Origin of the sequence: Methylobacterium sp. J-026, from assembly GCF_022829585.1 — a bacterium.
GTDB lineage: Bacteria > Pseudomonadota > Alphaproteobacteria > Rhizobiales > Beijerinckiaceae > Methylobacterium.
Genome location: NZ_JAKSYC010000183.1, coordinates 26,317 through 42,998 on the forward strand (window position 1 = coordinate 26,317; position 16,682 = coordinate 42,998).

16 protein-coding genes and 1 tRNA gene are annotated in these 16,682 nt (G+C 70.9%); 4 read left to right on the plus strand and 13 right to left on the minus strand.

What is annotated here, in order from left to right; translation table 11 throughout:
* Positions 1-22: 22 nt before the first annotated feature.
* Both leuC and MKK69_RS17210 read left to right on the plus strand, forming a co-directional pair.
* Positions 23-1,435, plus strand: a complete 1,413-nt coding sequence (gene leuC / locus MKK69_RS17205; protein ID WP_243969772.1) for a 3-isopropylmalate dehydratase large subunit — start codon at positions 23-25, stop codon at positions 1,433-1,435.
* Between the two features lie 67 nt (positions 1,436-1,502).
* A tRNA-Leu gene (locus MKK69_RS17210) sits at positions 1,503-1,587 on the plus strand.
* An 84-nt stretch (positions 1,588-1,671) separates the two neighbouring features.
* On the opposite strand, the gene MKK69_RS17215 is transcribed toward MKK69_RS17210, so the two are convergent.
* The 11 genes from MKK69_RS17215 to MKK69_RS17265 all read right to left on the minus strand — a co-directional run bounded on the left by MKK69_RS17215 (position 1,672) and on the right by MKK69_RS17265 (position 13,420).
* Positions 1,672-2,043 (minus strand): Rieske (2Fe-2S) protein, encoded by a 372-nt coding sequence (locus MKK69_RS17215; RefSeq protein WP_279598446.1) that lies wholly within the window; start codon positions 2,041-2,043, stop codon positions 1,672-1,674.
* The gene (locus MKK69_RS17220; RefSeq protein WP_243969776.1) at positions 2,015-2,719 is read right to left on the minus strand and encodes an ABC transporter ATP-binding protein; all 705 of its coding nucleotides are present in this window, start codon (positions 2,717-2,719) and stop codon (positions 2,015-2,017) included. Before MKK69_RS17220 ends, MKK69_RS17215 begins: the two co-directional genes overlap by 29 nt.
* Positions 2,712-3,527 carry an ABC transporter ATP-binding protein gene (locus tag MKK69_RS17225; RefSeq protein WP_243969778.1) on the minus strand — a complete coding sequence of 272 codons (816 nt, stop codon included), beginning with the start codon at positions 3,525-3,527 and terminating at the stop codon, positions 2,712-2,714. Before MKK69_RS17225 ends, MKK69_RS17220 begins: the two co-directional genes overlap by 8 nt.
* Positions 3,524-4,558 carry a branched-chain amino acid ABC transporter permease gene (locus MKK69_RS17230; protein ID WP_243969780.1) on the minus strand — a complete coding sequence of 345 codons (1,035 nt, stop codon included), beginning with the start codon at positions 4,556-4,558 and terminating at the stop codon, positions 3,524-3,526. Before MKK69_RS17230 ends, MKK69_RS17225 begins: the two co-directional genes overlap by 4 nt.
* Positions 4,555-5,427 (minus strand): branched-chain amino acid ABC transporter permease, encoded by an 873-nt coding sequence (locus MKK69_RS17235; protein WP_243969782.1) that lies wholly within the window; start codon positions 5,425-5,427, stop codon positions 4,555-4,557. The genes MKK69_RS17230 and MKK69_RS17235 overlap by 4 nt, the downstream gene beginning before the upstream one ends.
* 242 nt (positions 5,428-5,669) lie before the next feature.
* Positions 5,670-6,818 (minus strand): ABC transporter substrate-binding protein, encoded by a 1,149-nt coding sequence (locus MKK69_RS17240; protein WP_243969783.1) that lies wholly within the window; start codon positions 6,816-6,818, stop codon positions 5,670-5,672.
* Between the two features lie 37 nt (positions 6,819-6,855).
* Entirely contained in the window at positions 6,856-8,055 is a 1,200-nt protein-coding gene (locus MKK69_RS17245; protein WP_243969785.1) for a xanthine dehydrogenase family Fe-S subunit, read from the minus strand.
* Positions 8,052-8,918: an FAD binding domain-containing protein gene (locus tag MKK69_RS17250; protein WP_243969787.1), complete on the minus strand. Its 867-nt coding sequence runs from the start codon at positions 8,916-8,918 to the stop codon at positions 8,052-8,054. Before MKK69_RS17250 ends, MKK69_RS17245 begins: the two co-directional genes overlap by 4 nt.
* Positions 8,915-11,269, minus strand: coding sequence for a xanthine dehydrogenase family protein molybdopterin-binding subunit (locus tag MKK69_RS17255; protein WP_243969789.1), 2,355 nt, complete (start codon positions 11,267-11,269; stop codon positions 8,915-8,917). Before MKK69_RS17255 ends, MKK69_RS17250 begins: the two co-directional genes overlap by 4 nt.
* Positions 11,266-12,135: an alpha/beta hydrolase gene (locus tag MKK69_RS17260; RefSeq protein ID WP_243969791.1), complete on the minus strand. Its 870-nt coding sequence runs from the start codon at positions 12,133-12,135 to the stop codon at positions 11,266-11,268. The genes MKK69_RS17255 and MKK69_RS17260 overlap by 4 nt, the downstream gene beginning before the upstream one ends.
* A 10-nt stretch (positions 12,136-12,145) precedes the next feature.
* Entirely contained in the window at positions 12,146-13,420 is a 1,275-nt protein-coding gene (locus MKK69_RS17265; RefSeq protein WP_243969800.1) for an amidohydrolase/deacetylase family metallohydrolase, read from the minus strand.
* Positions 13,421-13,541: 121 nt separating this feature from the next.
* On the opposite strand from MKK69_RS17265, the gene MKK69_RS17270 reads away from it, so the two are divergent.
* Entirely contained in the window at positions 13,542-14,060 is a 519-nt protein-coding gene (locus MKK69_RS17270) for a MarR family winged helix-turn-helix transcriptional regulator (RefSeq protein WP_243969793.1), read from the plus strand.
* A 119-nt stretch (positions 14,061-14,179) separates the two neighbouring features.
* Here the strand turns inward: MKK69_RS17270 and MKK69_RS17275 are convergent, their stop codons facing one another.
* Complete coding sequence (locus tag MKK69_RS17275) at positions 14,180-15,256, minus strand: tartrate dehydrogenase (protein ID WP_243969795.1); 1,077 nt, start codon at positions 15,254-15,256, stop codon at positions 14,180-14,182.
* A gap of 128 nt (positions 15,257-15,384) precedes the next feature.
* On the minus strand, positions 15,385-15,594 hold the full coding sequence (locus tag MKK69_RS17280) for a hypothetical protein (protein WP_243969797.1): 210 nt from the start codon (positions 15,592-15,594) through the stop codon (positions 15,385-15,387).
* 654 nt (positions 15,595-16,248) lie between these two features.
* Here MKK69_RS17280 and MKK69_RS17285 point away from each other — a divergent pair.
* A partial coding sequence (locus tag MKK69_RS17285) for a porin (protein WP_243969799.1) occupies positions 16,249-16,682 on the plus strand: 434 nt, incomplete at its 3' end.

The following is a 16,682-nucleotide window of genomic DNA, read 5'->3' on the forward strand; positions in this document are numbered from 1 at the left end:
CCATTCTCGAAGACGAAAACCGATGACCAGCCCGCGCACCCTCTACGACAAGATTTGGGACGACCACGTCGTCGATGTCCAGCCGGACGGCTCCTGCCTCCTCTACATCGACCGCCACCTCGTTCACGAAGTGACGAGCCCGCAGGCCTTCGAGGGGCTGCGCGTCGCCGGCCGCAAGGTGCGCCATCCGGAAAAGACGCTGGCGGTGGTCGACCACAACGTCCAGACCTCCGACCGGTCGAAGGGCATCGACGATCCCGAGAGCCTGACCCAGCTCGATGCGCTGGCCGAGAACGTGCGCGATTTCGGCATCGAGTTCTACGACGCCTTCGACCGGCGCCAGGGCATCGTCCACATCATCGGCCCCGAGCAGGGTTTCACGCTGCCCGGCCAGACCATCGTGTGCGGCGATTCCCACACCTCGACGCACGGTGCCTTCGGGGCGCTGGCGCACGGCATCGGCACCTCGGAGGTCGAGCACGTGCTCGCCACACAGACGCTGGTGCAGCGCAAGGCCAAGAACATGCGCGTCACCGTCGACGGCACCCTGCCGCCGGGGGTCACCGCCAAGGACATCATCCTGGCGATCATCGGCGAGATCGGCACCGCCGGCGGCACCGGCCACGTGATCGAGTATGCCGGCGAGGCGATCCGCGCCCTCTCGATGGAGGGGCGGATGACGATCTGCAACATGTCGATCGAGGGCGGCGCCCGGGCCGGCATGGTTGCGCCGGACCCGACGACCTTCGCCTACGTGAAGGACCGCCCGAAGGCACCGAAGGGCGCGGCCTTTGACGCGGCATGCCGCTACTGGGAGAGCCTCGTCACCGACCCGGGCGCCTTCTTCGACCGCGAGGTCCGCCTCAACGCCGCCAACCTGCCGCCGCTGGTCAGCTGGGGGACGAGCCCGGAGGACGTGATCTCGATCCAGGGCCGCGTTCCGGATCCGGCCGAGATCGCCGACGAGAACAAGCGGCAGTCGAAGGAGAAGGCCCTGGCCTATATGGGCCTGACGCCGGGCACCCGGATCACCGACATCTCCCTGGATCGGATCTTCATCGGCTCCTGCACGAACGGGCGGATCGAGGATCTGCGCGAGGTCGCGCGGGTGGTCGGCGACCGCAAGGTGCATGAGGGCGTTTCGGCGATGATCGTCCCGGGCTCCGGGCTGGTGAAGGCGCAGGCCGAGGCCGAGGGTCTCGACCGGATCCTGAAGGCGGCGGGCTTCGACTGGCGCGAGCCGGGCTGCTCCATGTGCCTCGGCATGAACCCGGACAAGCTGCGGCCCGGCGAGCGCTGCGCCTCGACCTCGAACCGCAACTTCGAGGGCCGGCAGGGCCCGCGCGGGCGCACGCACCTGGTCTCGCCCGCCATGGCGGCGGCCGCCGCGGTGGCCGGCCGCTTCGTCGACATCCGGGAGTGGCCGCAGCGCTGAAATCCCGATTGACGGCGGCGGTTCCCTTGCCTAAACGAAGCCGTCGCCGGCCGATGGCCGACGACATGCCCAGGTGGCGGAATTGGTAGACGCGCTGGTTTCAGGTACCAGTCTCGCGAGAGGTGAAGGTTCGAGTCCTTTCCTGGGCACCAATCGACTGACAGCAGCCCGCCAAATCGTTGGCGGGCTTTGTTGTTTTCGGGGTTCGGCGAACCGGGGCCGCGCGGAACGCCCCGTCACGGGGTCCGGACCGTAAGCCCGGCTTCCACCGCCAGCCAGAGCCCGTCCGAGGCGGACTCGATCCTGAACAGGCGCAGGGCGCGGAACGACCAGCCCGGCGAGACGGACCCGTCCCGCAGGTCGAAGGAGGCGCGATGCCTCGGGCAGAGCAGCCGTCCGCCGACGCACCGGCCGAGGGACAGGTCGGCCCCCTCGTGCGGGCAGGCCCGCTCGGCGGCCACGATCCGGCCGCCCGCCTGGACGAGTAGCAGGCTGTGGCCACCCACGGTGATCGGCATCAGGGGGCGATCGCCGAGACGATCGTCCGGGCCCAGGCGGATCCACCCCGGCCGGCCCGTCTTAGCCACCGAGATAGGCGTCCCGCACATGCGGATCGGCGATGAGGGCTTGCCCGGTCCCTTCGAGCACGATGCGGCCGGTCTCGAGGAGATAGGCGTAGTCGCAGAGTTCGAGGGCCGCGAAGGCGTTCTGCTCGACGAGGAGCACGGTCGTGCCGGCGTCGCGGATCGCCCGGATCACCGCGAACATCCGCTCGACGATGTTGGGGGCGAGACCGAGGGAGGGCTCGTCGAACAGGACGAGCTTCGGACGCCCCATCAGCGCGCGGCCGATCGCCAGCATCTGCTGCTCGCCGCCCGACAGGGTGCCGGCCGCCTGGTCGCGGCGCTCGGCGAGGCGGGGAAACTCGCCGTAGATGCGTTCCAGATCCGCCGCGATCCCGGCCCGGTCGCGGCGCAGATAGGCACCCATGGCGAGGTTCTCGGAGACGGTCATCTGCGGGAAGACGCGCCGGCCCTCCGGGCAATGGGCGATGCCGGCGGCGAGGATCCGGCGGGGCTCCGCCCCCCCGATGTCGCGCCCGGCGAACCGGATCGCACCGGCGCGCGGCGACACCAGGCCCGAGATCGCCCGGAGCGTCGTGGATTTGCCGGCGCCGTTCGCCCCGACGAGGGCCACGAGCTGGCCCTCGCGCACGTCGATCGTGAGACCCTTCAGGGCGGTGACGTGGCCGTAGCCGCAGACGAGGTCACGGATCTCAAGCATCGGCCGCCTCAAGCACCGCGGCGGCGGCCTGCCGGGCCGCGCTGCCCTGGCCGAGATAGGCCTCGATCACCACGGGGTCGGCGCGGATCCGGTCCGGCGGCCCTTCGGCGATGAGGCGGCCGTAGTTCAGGACGACGATGCGGTCGGAGACCTCCATCACCATCGGCATGTCGTGCTCGACCAGCAGGATGGTGATGCCGCGCCCCCGGATCTGCTCGATCAGCCGCACGAACACCCGCGTCTCCGAGGCGTTCATTCCCGAGACCGGCTCGTCGAGGAGGAGCATGGTCGGGTCCGTGGCGAGCGCCAGCGCCACCCCGACGAGGCGCTGTTCCCCATAGGCCAGGGCGCCGGCCTTCTCCCGCGCCCTGTCGGCGATCCCGACCCAGTCGAGCAGCGCCTCGGCGCGGTCGCGCAGGGCGCGCTCGCCGGCACCCGAACGGCCGAGCAGCGCGTCGCGGAATGACGTGCGGCTCATCGGGGCCCCCCGGCGGTGGAGGCCGATCATCACGTTGTCGAGCACCGTGTCGTCCGGGAACACGCTGGTGCGCTGGAAGGTGCGGGCCAGGCCGAGGCGCGTGATCGCGTGGGGCGCCAGCCCGTCCAGGCAGGTGCCACGGAAGCGGACCGCACCCTGGCTGGGCTTGAGGAAACCGGTCATGACGTTGAAGGCGGTGGTCTTGCCGGCCCCGTTCGGGCCGATCAGGCTGACGATCTCGCCGTCCTGGACGTCGAAATGCAGGTCCGCGATGGCGACGAGGCCGCCGAAGCGGACACCGACATGCTCGACCGAGAGAATCGCGCTCATCGCTGCACCGCCGGACTGGCCTCCAGGACGGGGACGGTCGGCGCCGATCGACGGCCGAGCAGGCCCGACAGCCCCGGCACGATGCCCCGCGGCATCACGAACAGGATCACGATCAGCACGAGACCGTAGACGATCCACTGGGCCTCGGGCGCCATGACCGGGCGCAGCGCCACCGGCAGCAGGCCGAAGATCAGGCCGCCGACGATCGGGCCCAACAGGGTGCCCTTGCCGCCGGCCACCACCATGATGACCATGCTGACCGTGGTGGCGAACAGGAACACGTCGGGGTCGATGATGCGCAGGTAATGGGCGTAGAGGCTGCCCGCCGCGCCGGCCATCGCGGCCGAGATCACCGCCGCCACCGTCAGGGTGCGGGTGGCGTTGATGCCCACCGAGAGCGCCAGCGGCTCGTTTTCCTTGAGACCGCGCATCGCCCGGCCGAACTGCGAGCCGACGAGGCGGGCGATCACGCCGTAGCAGAGCGTGCCGACCGCCAGCACGAGGTAGTAGTTCTGCAGCTTGGTCTTCAGGGTCCACATCCCGAGGCCGGGCAGGCCGAGGGTGATCGCCGGGATGTTGGTGAGCGCCAGCGGCCCCTGGGTCAGCTCCACCCAATTGAGGGCCACGAGCCGCACGACCTCGGCGAAGGAGATCGTCACGATCACGAAATAGGCGCCGCGCACCCGGAAGGAGAGCCGCCCGATCAGGTAGCCGCAGCTCCCCGCCGCGACCGTCGCCAGCAGGAACCCGACCGCCGCCGGCCAGGGTGCGTGCACCACCCGGAGGCCGAAGCCGATCTCGACATCGAAGCCGAGGCTCGTGAGCGCGCTGACATAGGCGCCGATGCCGAAAAAGGCGATGTGGCCGAGGCTGAGCTGCCCGGTATAGCCGAGGAGCAGGTTCAGGCTCATCGCGCCGATGGTCAGGATGCCCGTCACGATCAGCGCGTTGAGCAGGTAGGGATTGGGGCCGAGCGCCAGCGGCAGGACGACGAGGCCGGCGAGCAGCGCGAGGGGAAGGAACCGGCTCATCCAATCCGCTCCGCCCGCGCGAACAGTCCGGTGGGCTTGCACAGCAGGACCGTGATGATGATCAGGAAGCCCATCGCGTCCCGGTAACCGGAGGAGACGTAGCCGGCGCCGAACTCCTCCGCGAGCGCCAGGATGAAACCGCCGATGGCCGCGCCGGTGACGTTGCCGAGGCCGCCGAGGATGACGATGGCGAAGGCCTTGAGCTCGGCGAGCCCGCCCATCTGCGGGAACACCACGTAGACCGGACCCAGCAGGGCACCCGCCGCCGCCGCGAGCGAGGAGCCGAGGGCGAAGGTGGCGGTGTAGATCCGGCGGACGTCGACGCCCATCAGCGCCGCCGTATCGGCATCCTGGAAGGCGGCGCGCATGGCGAGCCCGAGCTTGGTCCGGTTGATCAGCGCGTAGGACAGCGCGATCAGGGCGAGCGCCGCCCCGAGCACGAACAGCCGCAGCCAGGAGAGCGAGACCGGGCCGATCTGGAGCGGTGCCTCCGGAAAGGGCGAGGGGATCGCCTTGGCGACGCCGCCGAAGGTCCAGAGCGTGCCCGATTGCAGGATGATGCCGGCGGCGATCATCACCAGCATGGTGGTGTCGATATCCGAGCCCCGGAATGGGCGCAGCAGCAGCAATTCGATGGCGGCCCCGAGGAGTAGCCCGCCCAGGATCGCCACCGGCAGCGCCAGGAAGAAGTTCAGCCCGAGCCCGGCGACGGCCAAGTACATGACGTAGGCGCCGACCGTGTAGAGTGCGCCGTGGGTGAAGTTCACCACGTTCATGATCCCGAAGATCAGCGTCAGGCCGATCCCCAGCAGGGCATAGGTGCCGCCGAGGATCAGCGCGTTGGCGAGGTGCTGGATCAGTTCGTCCACGGGCCTCTCCTGGCGGGTTGCGGGCCGAATGTCCGGCGCCGCGGCGAGCATCTCTTCCCGCGGGGGGCTACCGATTCACAGGTCGTGTCCGGGATCATCGCCCGGTCGACCGGTGTGGCGGGCCAAAGCCGCCACGCGCCCTCCCTACCCTCACTGCGGGGGGGAAGGCGCTCGGGGCCGGTCGTTGCTCCAATCCGGCAGCGATGTGTGAATCCGGTGTGGGGAGCGAGCACGGGCTGCCCCTACAGGGTCGGCACGATCACCTTCCCGTCCTTGATCTCGATCAGATAGACGTCGGGCTTGCTCTGCCCGCTTTCCTTGCCGGCGGGACCGGCTTTTGCGAAGCGGATCGGCCCGTTGAGGCCGACGAAGTCGACGGACCAGAACGCCTTGGCGATCGCGGCCGGATCGGTCGAGCCCGCCGTCTCGATGGCGTGCGCGATGGCGCGGATGCCATCGTAGCCGCGGAAGCTCTCGGTGACGCCGGCGAATTCGAAGCCGCGCTTCTTCCAGGCGTCGATGAACGCCGCGGTGGCCTTCGGGTCCGGCGTCCTGTCGGGCGACCAGGGCAGGAACGTCGTCAGGTGCATCGTGCCGTCGGCTGCGGCGCCGGCCTGGGCGATGATCTGGTCCGGATTCTGGGAGCCGCCCGTGGTGATCACCCGCTTCTTCAGGCCGAGCGCCGCCATCTGCTTGAACAGCAGCACCAGCTGATCCACCGAACTCGTGATCATGATCGTGTCGGAATCCGAGGCCTTCAGCTTGGACAGCTGGGCGCTCATGTCCTGGGCGCCCTGGTCCATGGTCTCGACGAGGCCGACCGTGACGCCCTTGTCCTTGAGCATCTTGCCGAAATCGGTCGCTGCGCCGCGGCCGAAATCGTTGTTGAGGACCAGGAAATCGACCTTCTTCAGGCCGAGGCGGCCGACCATCGGCGCGAAGGTCTCGGCCTCCAGGGACGAGGGCGGCGAGATCCGGAACACGTAGGGATTGCCCGACGTCGTGATCTTGCCGGACGAGGAGGTCTCGACCAGCATCGGCGTCTCGTAATCCATGAGCTTCGGCATGACGGCGAGCGTCAGGCTGGAGCCCCAGGCCCCCATCATCACCGGGGTCTTGTCGCTGGTGATCAGCTTCTCGGCGACTGCAGCGGCCTCGGTCGGGTTGCTCTTGTTGTCCTCGATCACGAGTTCGATGGTCTTTCCGAGGACGCCGCCCTTGGCGTTGATCTCGTCGGCGGCGATCTTGGCGCCGTTCACCACGTAGGTGCCCGAAGCCGCGAACGGCCCGGTCAGGGGCTCGTTGACGCCGATGCGGATCGCGTCCGCTTGGGCGCCCGTCGCCGTGAGCGCCAGCAGGATCGCGGTCGTGAGGGTGAACCGGCCAGGCATGCTCGTGTCTCCGGGGTGGGTGGAAAGCGGCGGGGGATCAGGCGCGGCCGAGCCACGCCGTCAGGCGCGCGCGGACGAGGCCGAGGAGCAGGCGGAGGGGATTGAGCCCGGTGGAGGCCGGGGCGGCGGTGCCCGAGAGCCGGGCATCGAGGTTGCGGGAGAAGTCCGCGGCGATGCGGCCGGCGAGGTCGCGCACGAGGCCGGGGCGGCCGAACTGCGCCAGCGGCCCGGTCAGGGTGTAGCCGACCTCGAGTTCGACCCGGGCGGTGTCCGGCGTCGGCCCGGCCTCGACACGATACCGGATCCGGCCCTCGGTGGCCGAGCGGCCGCCCGCGTCGCTGCCGGCGCCGTGGACCGAACCGCTCCGCGCCGCCGCGTCCCGCGCGATGCGGGCGCGACCCCGGAAGGTCGCGGCGATCGGCCCGATCCGCACCTGCAGGCCGCCCTCGACCGTGTCAGGGGTCGGCCGGGCCGTCAGAACGGCGCCCGGCAGACAGGCGGCGACCGCCTCGATGTCGCCCAGCAGCGCGAAGACAGCCTCGGGCGGATGGGCGAGGTCGAGGCCCTGCGCGAAGCTGTGGGCCGGCACGAAGGATGCGGTGAGATCCGCCACCGCGGCGGGGGTGACCGGGGTGAGGGGGGCTGTTGCCGGTTGCAGGGGCGCGACGATGGTCTCGCCGATCCGGGCCCCGACCGGGCCGAGGGCACGGGCCGCGCCGGTCTCCGGGCCGATGCCGCGCCCGCGCCGTTCCCCGATCACCGCCATCACCGCCCGGACGATCCCGGCATAGCCGGTGCAGCGGCAGAGATTGCCCGAGAGGCCGACGCGGATCCGCCGCTCGTCGGCCTCCGGCAGTCGCAGGACCAGATCGCGGGCGGCGATCAGCATGCCGGGGGTGCAGTAGCCGCACTGGAGGGCGTGCGCGCGGTTGAAGGCGGCCCGCAGCTCGCCCGCGATCTCGTCCGTATCCAGCCCCTCGATCGTGGTGATCGAGGCGCCGGCGCAGGCCCCCGCGAAGGTCAGGCAGGCCCGTGCCGGCTCGCCGTCGAGCAGGACCGTGCAGACGCCGCAGACGCCGTGCTCGCAGCCGAGATGCGTGCCGGTGAGATCCAGCCCGTCGCGGAGCAGGTCGCCGAGATGGCTGCGCGGCTCGGCCTCGACCCGCAGGGCACGGCCGTTGACCGTCAGGGGCAGCACCAGACGGCCGGACCGCGGTTCCGCGAGGGCGGCGCTCATGCGGCCTCCGGAAGGTGAACGGGGGCGGGCTCGGCCGCCTGCGCGACCGCGCGGGCCAGCACCGTCACGTGGACGTGGCGTTCGACCGCGTCCGCCATGCCGGCGGCACGCAGGACCGCGTCCGCCGCCGAGGCATCGAACCTTTCCGCGAAATCGGTGCCGATGCGGCCGCCGAAGAGCGGGCGGGCGTCGGCGAGCAGCACGGGCGGCCCCTCGACCGCCCCGATCACCGCCCGCCCCCGTCCCGCGCCGGGTTCGAGGCGCACGGCGCCGATGGCGTGGGCGAACTCGCCGATCTTCGCGCAGTGCTTGACGTAGCCCCAGGCCGCGCCCGCTGGCAGGGCCGGGATCCGCACGGTGACTAGGATCTCGCCAGGACCGAGGGCGACCGTGAGCGGTCCGGTGACGAAGCGCTCCACCGGGAGGGTCCGGCGGCCGTCCGGGCCCGCGAGTTCGACCTCGGCACCGAGGGCGGTCAGGGCGCTCACCCAGTCGGCGGCCGGGTCGGCGTGGACCAGGCTCCCGCCGATCGTGCCGCGGTTGCGCACCGGCCGGTAGGCGATCGCGGCGGCGACACGCCGGAGGGCACCCCGCGTGAGGTCGGGCACGCGGCCGTCCTCGATATCGGCATGGGTCACGCAGGCCCCGAGCACGAGCGTATCGCCCTCGACCCGCGCGATGCGGAACTCGGGCACGCCGGTGATGTCGAGGATCAGGTCCGGCTCGACCAGGCGCAGGTTCAGCATCGGTCCGAGGGATTGGGCCCCCGCGATCAGCTTCACGTTGCCGGGGGCCCCGGCGAGGCGCGCCAGGAGCGCGGCGAGGCCGCCCGGGCGCTCCCAGGCGAAGGGGGCGGGCTTCATGCGGCCTCCCGGGCGGTTTCGGCCGTTGGCCGGGCGGCGAGCACCGCCTCCACGATCCGCCGCGGGGTGAGGGGGGAGTGCAGCAGCTCGACGCCCAGGGGCGCGAGCGCGTCGTTGACGGCGTTGGCCAACGCCGCCGGGGGCGCGATGGCGCCACCCTCGCCGATGCCCTTCTGGCCGAACCGCGTGTAGGGGGAGGGGGTCTCCATATGGTCGATGCGGGCCATCGGCACGTCGGCGGCACCGGGGAGCAGATAGTCGGCGAAGGTCGAGGCGAGGGGCTGGCCGCGGCTGTCGAACCGCATCTCCTCGAACAGCGCCGTTCCGATCCCCTGCGCGAGGCCGCCGTAAATCTGGCCGTCCACCACCAGGGGATTCACCAGCGTGCCGCCGTCCTCGACGATGACGTAATCGAGGATCTCCACAGCGCCGAGATCGGGATCGACCGCCACCACGACCGCGTGGGCCGCGTAGGAGAAGGTGCCGGAATCCCGCACCGGCTTGTAGCCGGCGGTGACTTCGAGGCCGCCCGGATCGGTATCGGGGGCGAGGTCCTGCGGGCGCCGGTACCAAGTCCGGGCGATGGCCTCCAGGGCGATGTCGCCCGAGGGCCCGATCACGTGGCCGCCCGCGAAGCGGCATTCCTCGGGCCGCGTCTGGAGCAGGTGGGCGCCGATCCGGACGGCGCGGTCGCGCAGCACCTCGCAGGCCGCCGCCACCGCGCCGCCCGCCATGACCATGACCCGCGAGCCCCAGGAACCGGTGGAATAGGGCGTCATCGCCGTGTCGCCGTGGACGAGGCGGGTGCGCGCGACCGGGACGCCGAGGATCTCGTGGGCGACCTGGGCCAGCGTCGTCTCCAGGCCCTGGCCGTGGGAATGCGCGCCGATCCGCAATTCCAGGCCGCCATCCGGGGTCAGGCGGGCGCTGGCCTGCTCGTGGCCGGGGACCATCGGGATGCCCCAGCCGGAATAGACCGAGGTGCCGTGCGCGGCCTGCTCGCAGTAGACCGAGAGCCCGAGGCCGATCCGGCGTCCATCCGGCTCAGACCCCCGCTGCCGGGCCCGGACCGCGTCGACATCGATCGCCGTCAGCGCCCGGGCGAGCGCCGCCGGGTAGTCGCCGCTGTCGAAATGCTTCTTCGTGATGTTCTCGAACGGCATCTGCTCCGGCCGCACGAGGTTCTTCTCGCGCACCGCCTCGGGCGGGATCCCGGCGGCGCGGGCGACGGCATCGAGCACGAGTTCCAGGGCGAAGCAGACGCCGGTGCGGGCGACGCCCCGATAGGGCAAGATCGGGCACTTGTTGGTCGCGACGGACCACGTGCGACAGCGATAGGAAGGGAAGTCGTAGGGACCGGGCAGGATGCTGGCGACCTGCGCCGCCTCCAGGCAGGCCGAGAACGGGTAGGCCGAGTAGGCGCCGGAATCGACCGTGGCCTCGCAATCAATGCCGCGGAGCCGGCCGTCCCGCTCCGCGTAGGCGGTGATGCGGTAATGGTGCTCGCGGCAATTGGCGTTGGCGGTCAGATGCTCGCGCCGGTCCTCCAGCCAGCGGAACGGATGGCCGCGGCGCAGGGTCAGCCAGGCGAGCGCCACGTCCTCGGCGAGCAGGATCGCCTTGTAGCCGAAGCCGCCGCCGACATCCGGCGACACGATGCGAATGCGGCCCTGCTCGATGCCGAGGCATTCCGAGAGGCCGTTGCGCACGATGTGGGGCATCTGGGTCGCGGTGTGGACGACGAGCTGGTCGAGGCGGTGATCGAGCTGCACCACGGTGCCGCGGCCCTCGATCGGCGCCATGCACTGGCGCCCCGTCGAGATGGTGCGGCTCACCTGGATCGGCGCGTCGAGGGCGGCCTCGATGCCGATATCGACCAGGGTCTCCAGGAAGACGTTGTCGCCCCAATGCTCGTGGACGAGGGCGGAGCCCGGTTCGCGGGCGGCCAGCATGTCGTGGATGGCGGGCAGCTCCTCCAGGTCGAGCACCACGGCGGCGGCGATGTCCTCGGCCTCGGCGCGGGTCGCGGCGACGCACATCGCGACCAGCTCGCCGACCTGCCGGACCTTGCCGGTGGCCAACACCGGCTGCTCGGAGGCCTTGAAGCCGGGTAGCCCCGAGACGGCACGGATCGGCAGCACGCCGTCGAGGTCGGCGGCTGTGAACACCCGGTCGCGATAGGCGTCCGGCACGTGGATGGCGCGGATGCGGGCGTGGGCGAGGGGGCTGCGCACGAAAGCGACGTCCTGCATCCCGGGCAGGCGAATGTCGCCGACATACTGGCCGCGGCCGCGCATCAGGCGGTCGTCCTCCTTGCGGGGCAGAGCGACCCCCACGCCCTCGCGGCTCATCGGGCGCCTCCGAGCAGATCCTGCGCCGCGCGGACCAGGATTCCGTCCGGCCGGCGGAACCCGTCGAGGATCGAGAAATGGTCGGCGCCCGGCACCGGCAGCAGGGCGCCCGGGGTATGGGCGGCGCTGCGCAGGGCGTGGAGGTTGCGGGCATCGTGGACGAGGGCGGGCAGCTCGCGGCTGCCGTAGGCCAGCGTCATCGGCTTGGCCGCGACGGGCAGGCGGAGGGGTGACAGGGTCTCGATCTCGGCATCGGTCAGGCCGAGCTTCTCGTTCAGGTAGGTCTCGCGGATCGGCGCGAGGTCGTAGACGCCGGAGATCGCCAGGGCCGCCGTCACCGCGGGATGCCCGAGATGGAGGGCGGCGAGCTGAGCCCCCGCGGACCAGCCGGCCAGGACGATCGGTCCGCCGATCCCGTGGGCGGTCCCATGCCCGCCGAGCCAATCCAGGGCGGCCCCGATCTCGGCGGAAATCCCGGCGAGGCTGGCCTCGGGCGCCAGGGTGTAGCCCGGCATCGCAACCGACCATCCGGCCCGGTTGAGACCCTCGGCGAAGCAGGCGAAATCGGCCCGCGCGTTCCGCTGCCAGTAGCCGCCATGGATGAAGACCAGGCAGGGCGCCCGTGCGTCCGCCGCCGGGTAGAGGTCGAAGGCCGTGCGGGCGCCTGCCGCGTAGGCGATGTCGAGGCCGGCCGGGTGCGCGGCGCGGTACGTCGCCGAGGCGGCGTTGCGCGCTGCGACCTGGGCCGCGGCGTCGGCCACGGCCGCGTTGTTGTCGTAGCAGGCGCCCCGGGCCGCGGGGTCCAGGCCGGCCCAGCGGCGGCGGGGATCCGGCGGTGTCGGGTCGTCGAGGACGAAGGCGGGCATCGGCGCCATCTCAGGCCGCGATCGCCTGAGGCAGGATCGGCGAATCGGCCTCGAAGCGCGTCCCCGCGCGCAGGCAGAAGGCGGGGCGCAGCAGGCGCTCGGCGATGACCCGCGTATCCTCGTTGTCGCGCAGCAGGAAGCGGCCGCGCTCGTCGTGCAGCACCGAGATATCGGCCGCGTAGCCGACCTTCAGGGCGCCGATGCTGTCGCTCAGGCCCAGCATCTCGGCCGGGTGCGACGTCACCATCGGCACCACGTCCTCCAGCGGGATGCCCAGCGCCATCATCGAGCTCATCGCCTGGGTGAGGCTGAACCGGGCCTGCCCGAGGAAGGGATGATTCTCGTCGTCGTGATGCTCGTCCGGGGTGCCGGCGGGCTGGGGGACCTCGGTGTTGTAGCCGTGCATGTCGGCGCCCAGCGTGTAGGGGATCACGCCCGCCGGCAGGGACGCCCGGGCCACGCGGTAGGAGAAGTGGCTGCCGTGGCCGACATCGACCTTCAGCCCAGCGTCCATCGCCCGGCGGATGATGTGGTGGACCTCGCCCTGCTCGTTGATGAAGCCGCCCGGATGCCGGGTGAACGGATGAGCCAGCACGTCGCCCGGCCGCAGCAGGGGGATCACCCGCTCGACGATGGTGTCGGCATCCTCGCCGTTGGCGCCCGATTCCGGAAGGCCCCAGAGCTGGCCGAAATGCACGTAGAGCGGCAGGTCGGAGCGCCGGCTGATCTCGGCCGCCATCTCCATGACCTTGATGCCCCAGCGGGCGAAACCGCCGATCTCGGCATGGCCCTTGATGCCGCGCACGAGGTCGCGGTTCTCGGTGGCCGACTTCACCGTGGCGTCGATATCGACGCCGTCCGGGCTGTAGAGGTTCGGGTAGAAATGCCCCTCCAGACCGCCGACGAGGTAGGCCGACAGGAAGGCCAGCACCCGCGTCTCGGACCGCTCGGCGATGAAGTGGCGGAAGCCCGGAAGGGTCATGCAGGAGGGGCCGCCCTGGTCCACCACCGTGGTGACGCCCGAGCGCACGCCGACCATGTCGGGATTCAGGCCGAAGCGCCCGGTGACGTACTGATAGACGTGGGCATGGGTGTCGATCATGCCGGGCAAGACGAGCTTGCCGGCGACGTCGACCACCGCGGCCGCGGACGACGGCAGGATGGTTTCCGCCACGGCGGCGATGCGCCCATCCTGCACCGCGACGTCACGGATCCCGTCGAGGCCGGAGGCCGGGCAGATGACGCGCCCGCCTCTCAGAACCAGATCGTAGCGGCGATTGTCCATCTCGACCTCGTGATCCTGGCCCGCCCGTTTCGGCATCACGCTTGCCAAAAGCGAAGCATGCTTCGTATTCCGTCACGCACAGGGCGTGCCAAGTTCGGAACGGTTCGGTGGAGACGGTTCGATGGTTGAGGGTCTGCACGTCGGCGGCGCGGAGGGGGCGACGGGGGCGGACGCATCTGCGGCAGCGCAGCGTTGGCCCCTGGTCGAGCGGCCGGGCTTCCTCGCCCGCCGCCTACACCAGATCCACGTCAGCCTGTTCGCCGAGCGCTGTGCCGCATTCCGCATCACCCCGCTGCAGTACAGCCTGCTCTCGATCCTGCAGGATCTGGAGGAGGCCGATCAGACCACGCTCGCGAGCGCGGTCGCCCTCGACCGGACGACGACGACCGGTGCCCTCAAGCGACTGGCGGCGCGCGGCCTGGTCAGCCGGGCGTCATCGCCCTTGGATCGGCGCGCGCAGGTCTGTCGCCTGACCGCCGAGGGGGCGGCACTCCACAGGGCGATGGAGCCGGCGGCGCGGGCGGCACACGCCCTGACCGTCCAGGCGCTCACGCCGGCGGAGCAGGACGTCCTCTCCGGGCTCCTGCGCCGCGTGATCGAGGGCCACGCGCACTGCAGGGGGCAGACCGACATCGCGTGAGGACGTCCCGCCCGCGCGAGGCGCAGGGCGGAACCATCGCGGCCCCCGCACCGGATCTTCGGGGAACGCCAGAGCGGCGGCCGCCGAGGCCTGCATGGGTCGCGATCGATCTCCCGACGTCAGGTGTTGTCGCCGCGGATGGCCGCGAGGACGGCGTCGGTGACCTGCCGCGTGGTGGCGGTGCCGCCGAGGTCGGGGGTGTGCAGGGTCGGGTCCGCCGTCACCCGCTCGACCGCGCGCATCAGCCGGTCGGCGGCGGGTTTCTCGCCGAGATGCTCCAGCATCTGGCAGGCCGTCCAGAAGGTCGCGACCGGGTTGGCGATGCCCTTGCCGGCGATGTCGAAGGCCGAGCCGTGGATCGGCTCGAACATCGACGGGAAGGTGCGCTCGGGATTGATGTTCGCCGTGGGGGCGATGCCGAGCGAGCCCGCCAGCGCCGCCGCGAGGTCCGACAGGATGTCGGCATGCAGGTTCGTCGCCACGATGGTGTCGAGGGTCCCGGGCTTCATCACCATCCGCATGGTCATGGCGTCGACCAGCATCTTGTCCCAGGTCACGTCGGGGAAGTCCCGGGCGACCTCGGCGGCGATCTCGTCCCACATCACCATGGCGTGGCGCTGCGCGTTCGACTTCGTCACCACGGTGAGCAGCTTGCGCGGACGGGAGCGGGCGAGATGGAACGCGTAGCGGATGATCCGGTCGACGCCCGAGCGGGTCATCATCGAGACGTCGGTGGCGACCTCGTTGGGATGGCCCTGATGGACCCGGCCGCCGACGCCGGCATACTCGCCCTCCGAGTTCTCCCGCACGATCACCCAGTCGAGTTCCGGACCCGAGACGTGGCGCAGCGGACTGGTGATGCCCGGCAGGATCCGGGTCGGACGGACATTGGCGTACTGGTCGAACGGTTGGCAGATCGCCAGCCGCAGGCCCCAGAGGGTGATGTGGTCGGGCACGTCCGGCGCGCCCACCGCGCCGAAGAAGATCGCGTCGTGGTTCCGGATCCGATCGCGGCCGTCGGCCGGCATCATGACGCCGTGCGCCTTGTAGTAGTCCGAGCCCCAGTCGAAGTGGTCGAACGTGAAGGCGAAGCTGCCCGCCTTCTCGGCCAGGGCGTCGAGCACTTCGATGCCGGCGGCGATGACCTCGACGCCGATGCCGTCCGCCGGGATGGCCGCGATGGTGTAGGTCTTCATGAGGGATCTCCGAGGATCGGGCTGCGGCGCGGGGCCACGCTGGCGGCCGGGCGACGGCGACCGTCCGCGTCGCTGATATGCAATTGCCCCGGTGTGCGGCGAGGGCAGCCGCGCGCGGATGTAACGACTTACCGGATCGGCAGGGTGCCTGGGCGGCGCGCCGCCCCGGGGAGGCGGCGCCAACGCCGTTTGCGTCCGAATGACCGGCGCGGATCGGGCTGGGAGCGTTCGACGTCCCGCCGGACCACGCGCGGCCCCTGGGTGGCGCCGATCGCCACCAGGGCCGCCACGCCGATGAGTGCGACCAGCGTCGCACCCCAGAACCAGTTCTCGAACATCGCGCACGCCCCAGCCGAAGATTTTCCTCTTTTACTTATCAAACCATAGGCAATTGAGGCGGAAAGCGGCCGTTTCTCGCTTTCCTGGTCTCACGCCGGAAAATGCTGGGGTCGCGTGTGGATATCGGGGCCGCGCGCGTCCCGATTCGGTGCCGCCCCGCTGACGATCCCGACGCCCGTCGGATCTGGAGCGCCCGCAGCGGACCCGCGGGAAGCGGGGATGGCGGACCGGGACGCGGCGGGTCGAACGCGGCCGGTCACACCGGAGCGCTCTTCCCGCCCGGCAGCCCTCACGAACCCAACCCAAACCGGGCCGTTGGATATAAAGGCGGCAGGCAGGCCACCGAGTGTGCATCCGCGCCTGAAATTCTAGATACATTTCGAAATATTTCTAGATTTTGCCGGCTACTACTGTTTCTGGATCGGTATTTCGTGGCCCAAAGAGCACATGCGCCGCCAACAATAGCTTCGGTTACCCAAATTGTATTGTTCCCACCGGGCGGCCTGCGCATGATGATCGCGCAGTCGGGCAACGCCCAGCGCGGGTCCGGATCGTCCGGCCGCCCGAGACGCGGGCCGAACGCATGGAACGCGGCAAGATCCGGAGAACCGGACACGTCCGCATCATTGGGTCTCGAAGTTTTGGAGATGTCTATGAAGCTCTTGAAGAGCTCGCTGCTCGGGTCCGCCGCCGCATTCGCGGCGGTGGGTGCCGCGCACGCCGCCGACCTGCCGGTCAAGAAGGCGGTGCCGGTCGAGTACGTCCGAGTCTGTAACGCCTACGGCGCCGGCTTCTTCTACATCCCGGGCACCGATACCTGCCTGCGCGTCTCGGGCCGCGCCCGGTTCGAGGGCGGCTACCAGACCAGCTACACCCGCCAGGCCGGCACCAATGCCGGCGACACGTCGGGCTATCAGGGCCGGATGCGCATCAACCTCGATGCCCGCACCCAGACCGCCTACGGCACCCTGCGCGCCTTCGTGCGCTTGGACGCCGGCGCCCGCACCGGCTATTCCGGCGTCGGCCAGTCCGGCACCCAGCAGCGCATCGGCCAGGCCTATGCCGGCATCGGCACCGACAGCTTCGG

Coding starts and splice junctions, on each gene's coding strand:
- MKK69_RS17215 (WP_279598446.1), bottom strand. CDS start 2,043: ATGTGCGGGACGCCTATCTCGGTGGCTAAGACGGGCCGGCCGGGGTGG.
- MKK69_RS17265 (WP_243969800.1), bottom strand. CDS start 13,420: ATGGACAATCGCCGCTACGATCTGGTTCTGAGAGGCGGGCGCGTCATC.
- MKK69_RS17280 (WP_243969797.1), bottom strand. CDS start 15,594: ATGTTCGAGAACTGGTTCTGGGGTGCGACGCTGGTCGCACTCATCGGC.
- leuC (WP_243969772.1), top strand. CDS start 23: ATGACCAGCCCGCGCACCCTCTACGACAAGATTTGGGACGACCACGTC.
- MKK69_RS17230 (WP_243969780.1), bottom strand. CDS start 4,558: ATGAGCCGGTTCCTTCCCCTCGCGCTGCTCGCCGGCCTCGTCGTCCTG.
- MKK69_RS17275 (WP_243969795.1), bottom strand. CDS start 15,256: ATGAAGACCTACACCATCGCGGCCATCCCGGCGGACGGCATCGGCGTC.
- MKK69_RS17220 (WP_243969776.1), bottom strand. CDS start 2,719: ATGCTTGAGATCCGTGACCTCGTCTGCGGCTACGGCCACGTCACCGCC.
- MKK69_RS17225 (WP_243969778.1), bottom strand. CDS start 3,527: ATGAGCGCGATTCTCTCGGTCGAGCATGTCGGTGTCCGCTTCGGCGGC.
- MKK69_RS17245 (WP_243969785.1), bottom strand. CDS start 8,055: ATGAGCGCCGCCCTCGCGGAACCGCGGTCCGGCCGTCTGGTGCTGCCC.
- MKK69_RS17255 (WP_243969789.1), bottom strand. CDS start 11,269: ATGAGCCGCGAGGGCGTGGGGGTCGCTCTGCCCCGCAAGGAGGACGAC.
- MKK69_RS17240 (WP_243969783.1), bottom strand. CDS start 6,818: ATGCCTGGCCGGTTCACCCTCACGACCGCGATCCTGCTGGCGCTCACG.
- MKK69_RS17260 (WP_243969791.1), bottom strand. CDS start 12,135: ATGCCCGCCTTCGTCCTCGACGACCCGACACCGCCGGATCCCCGCCGC.
- MKK69_RS17270 (WP_243969793.1), top strand. CDS start 13,542: ATGGTTGAGGGTCTGCACGTCGGCGGCGCGGAGGGGGCGACGGGGGCG.
- MKK69_RS17250 (WP_243969787.1), bottom strand. CDS start 8,918: ATGAAGCCCGCCCCCTTCGCCTGGGAGCGCCCGGGCGGCCTCGCCGCG.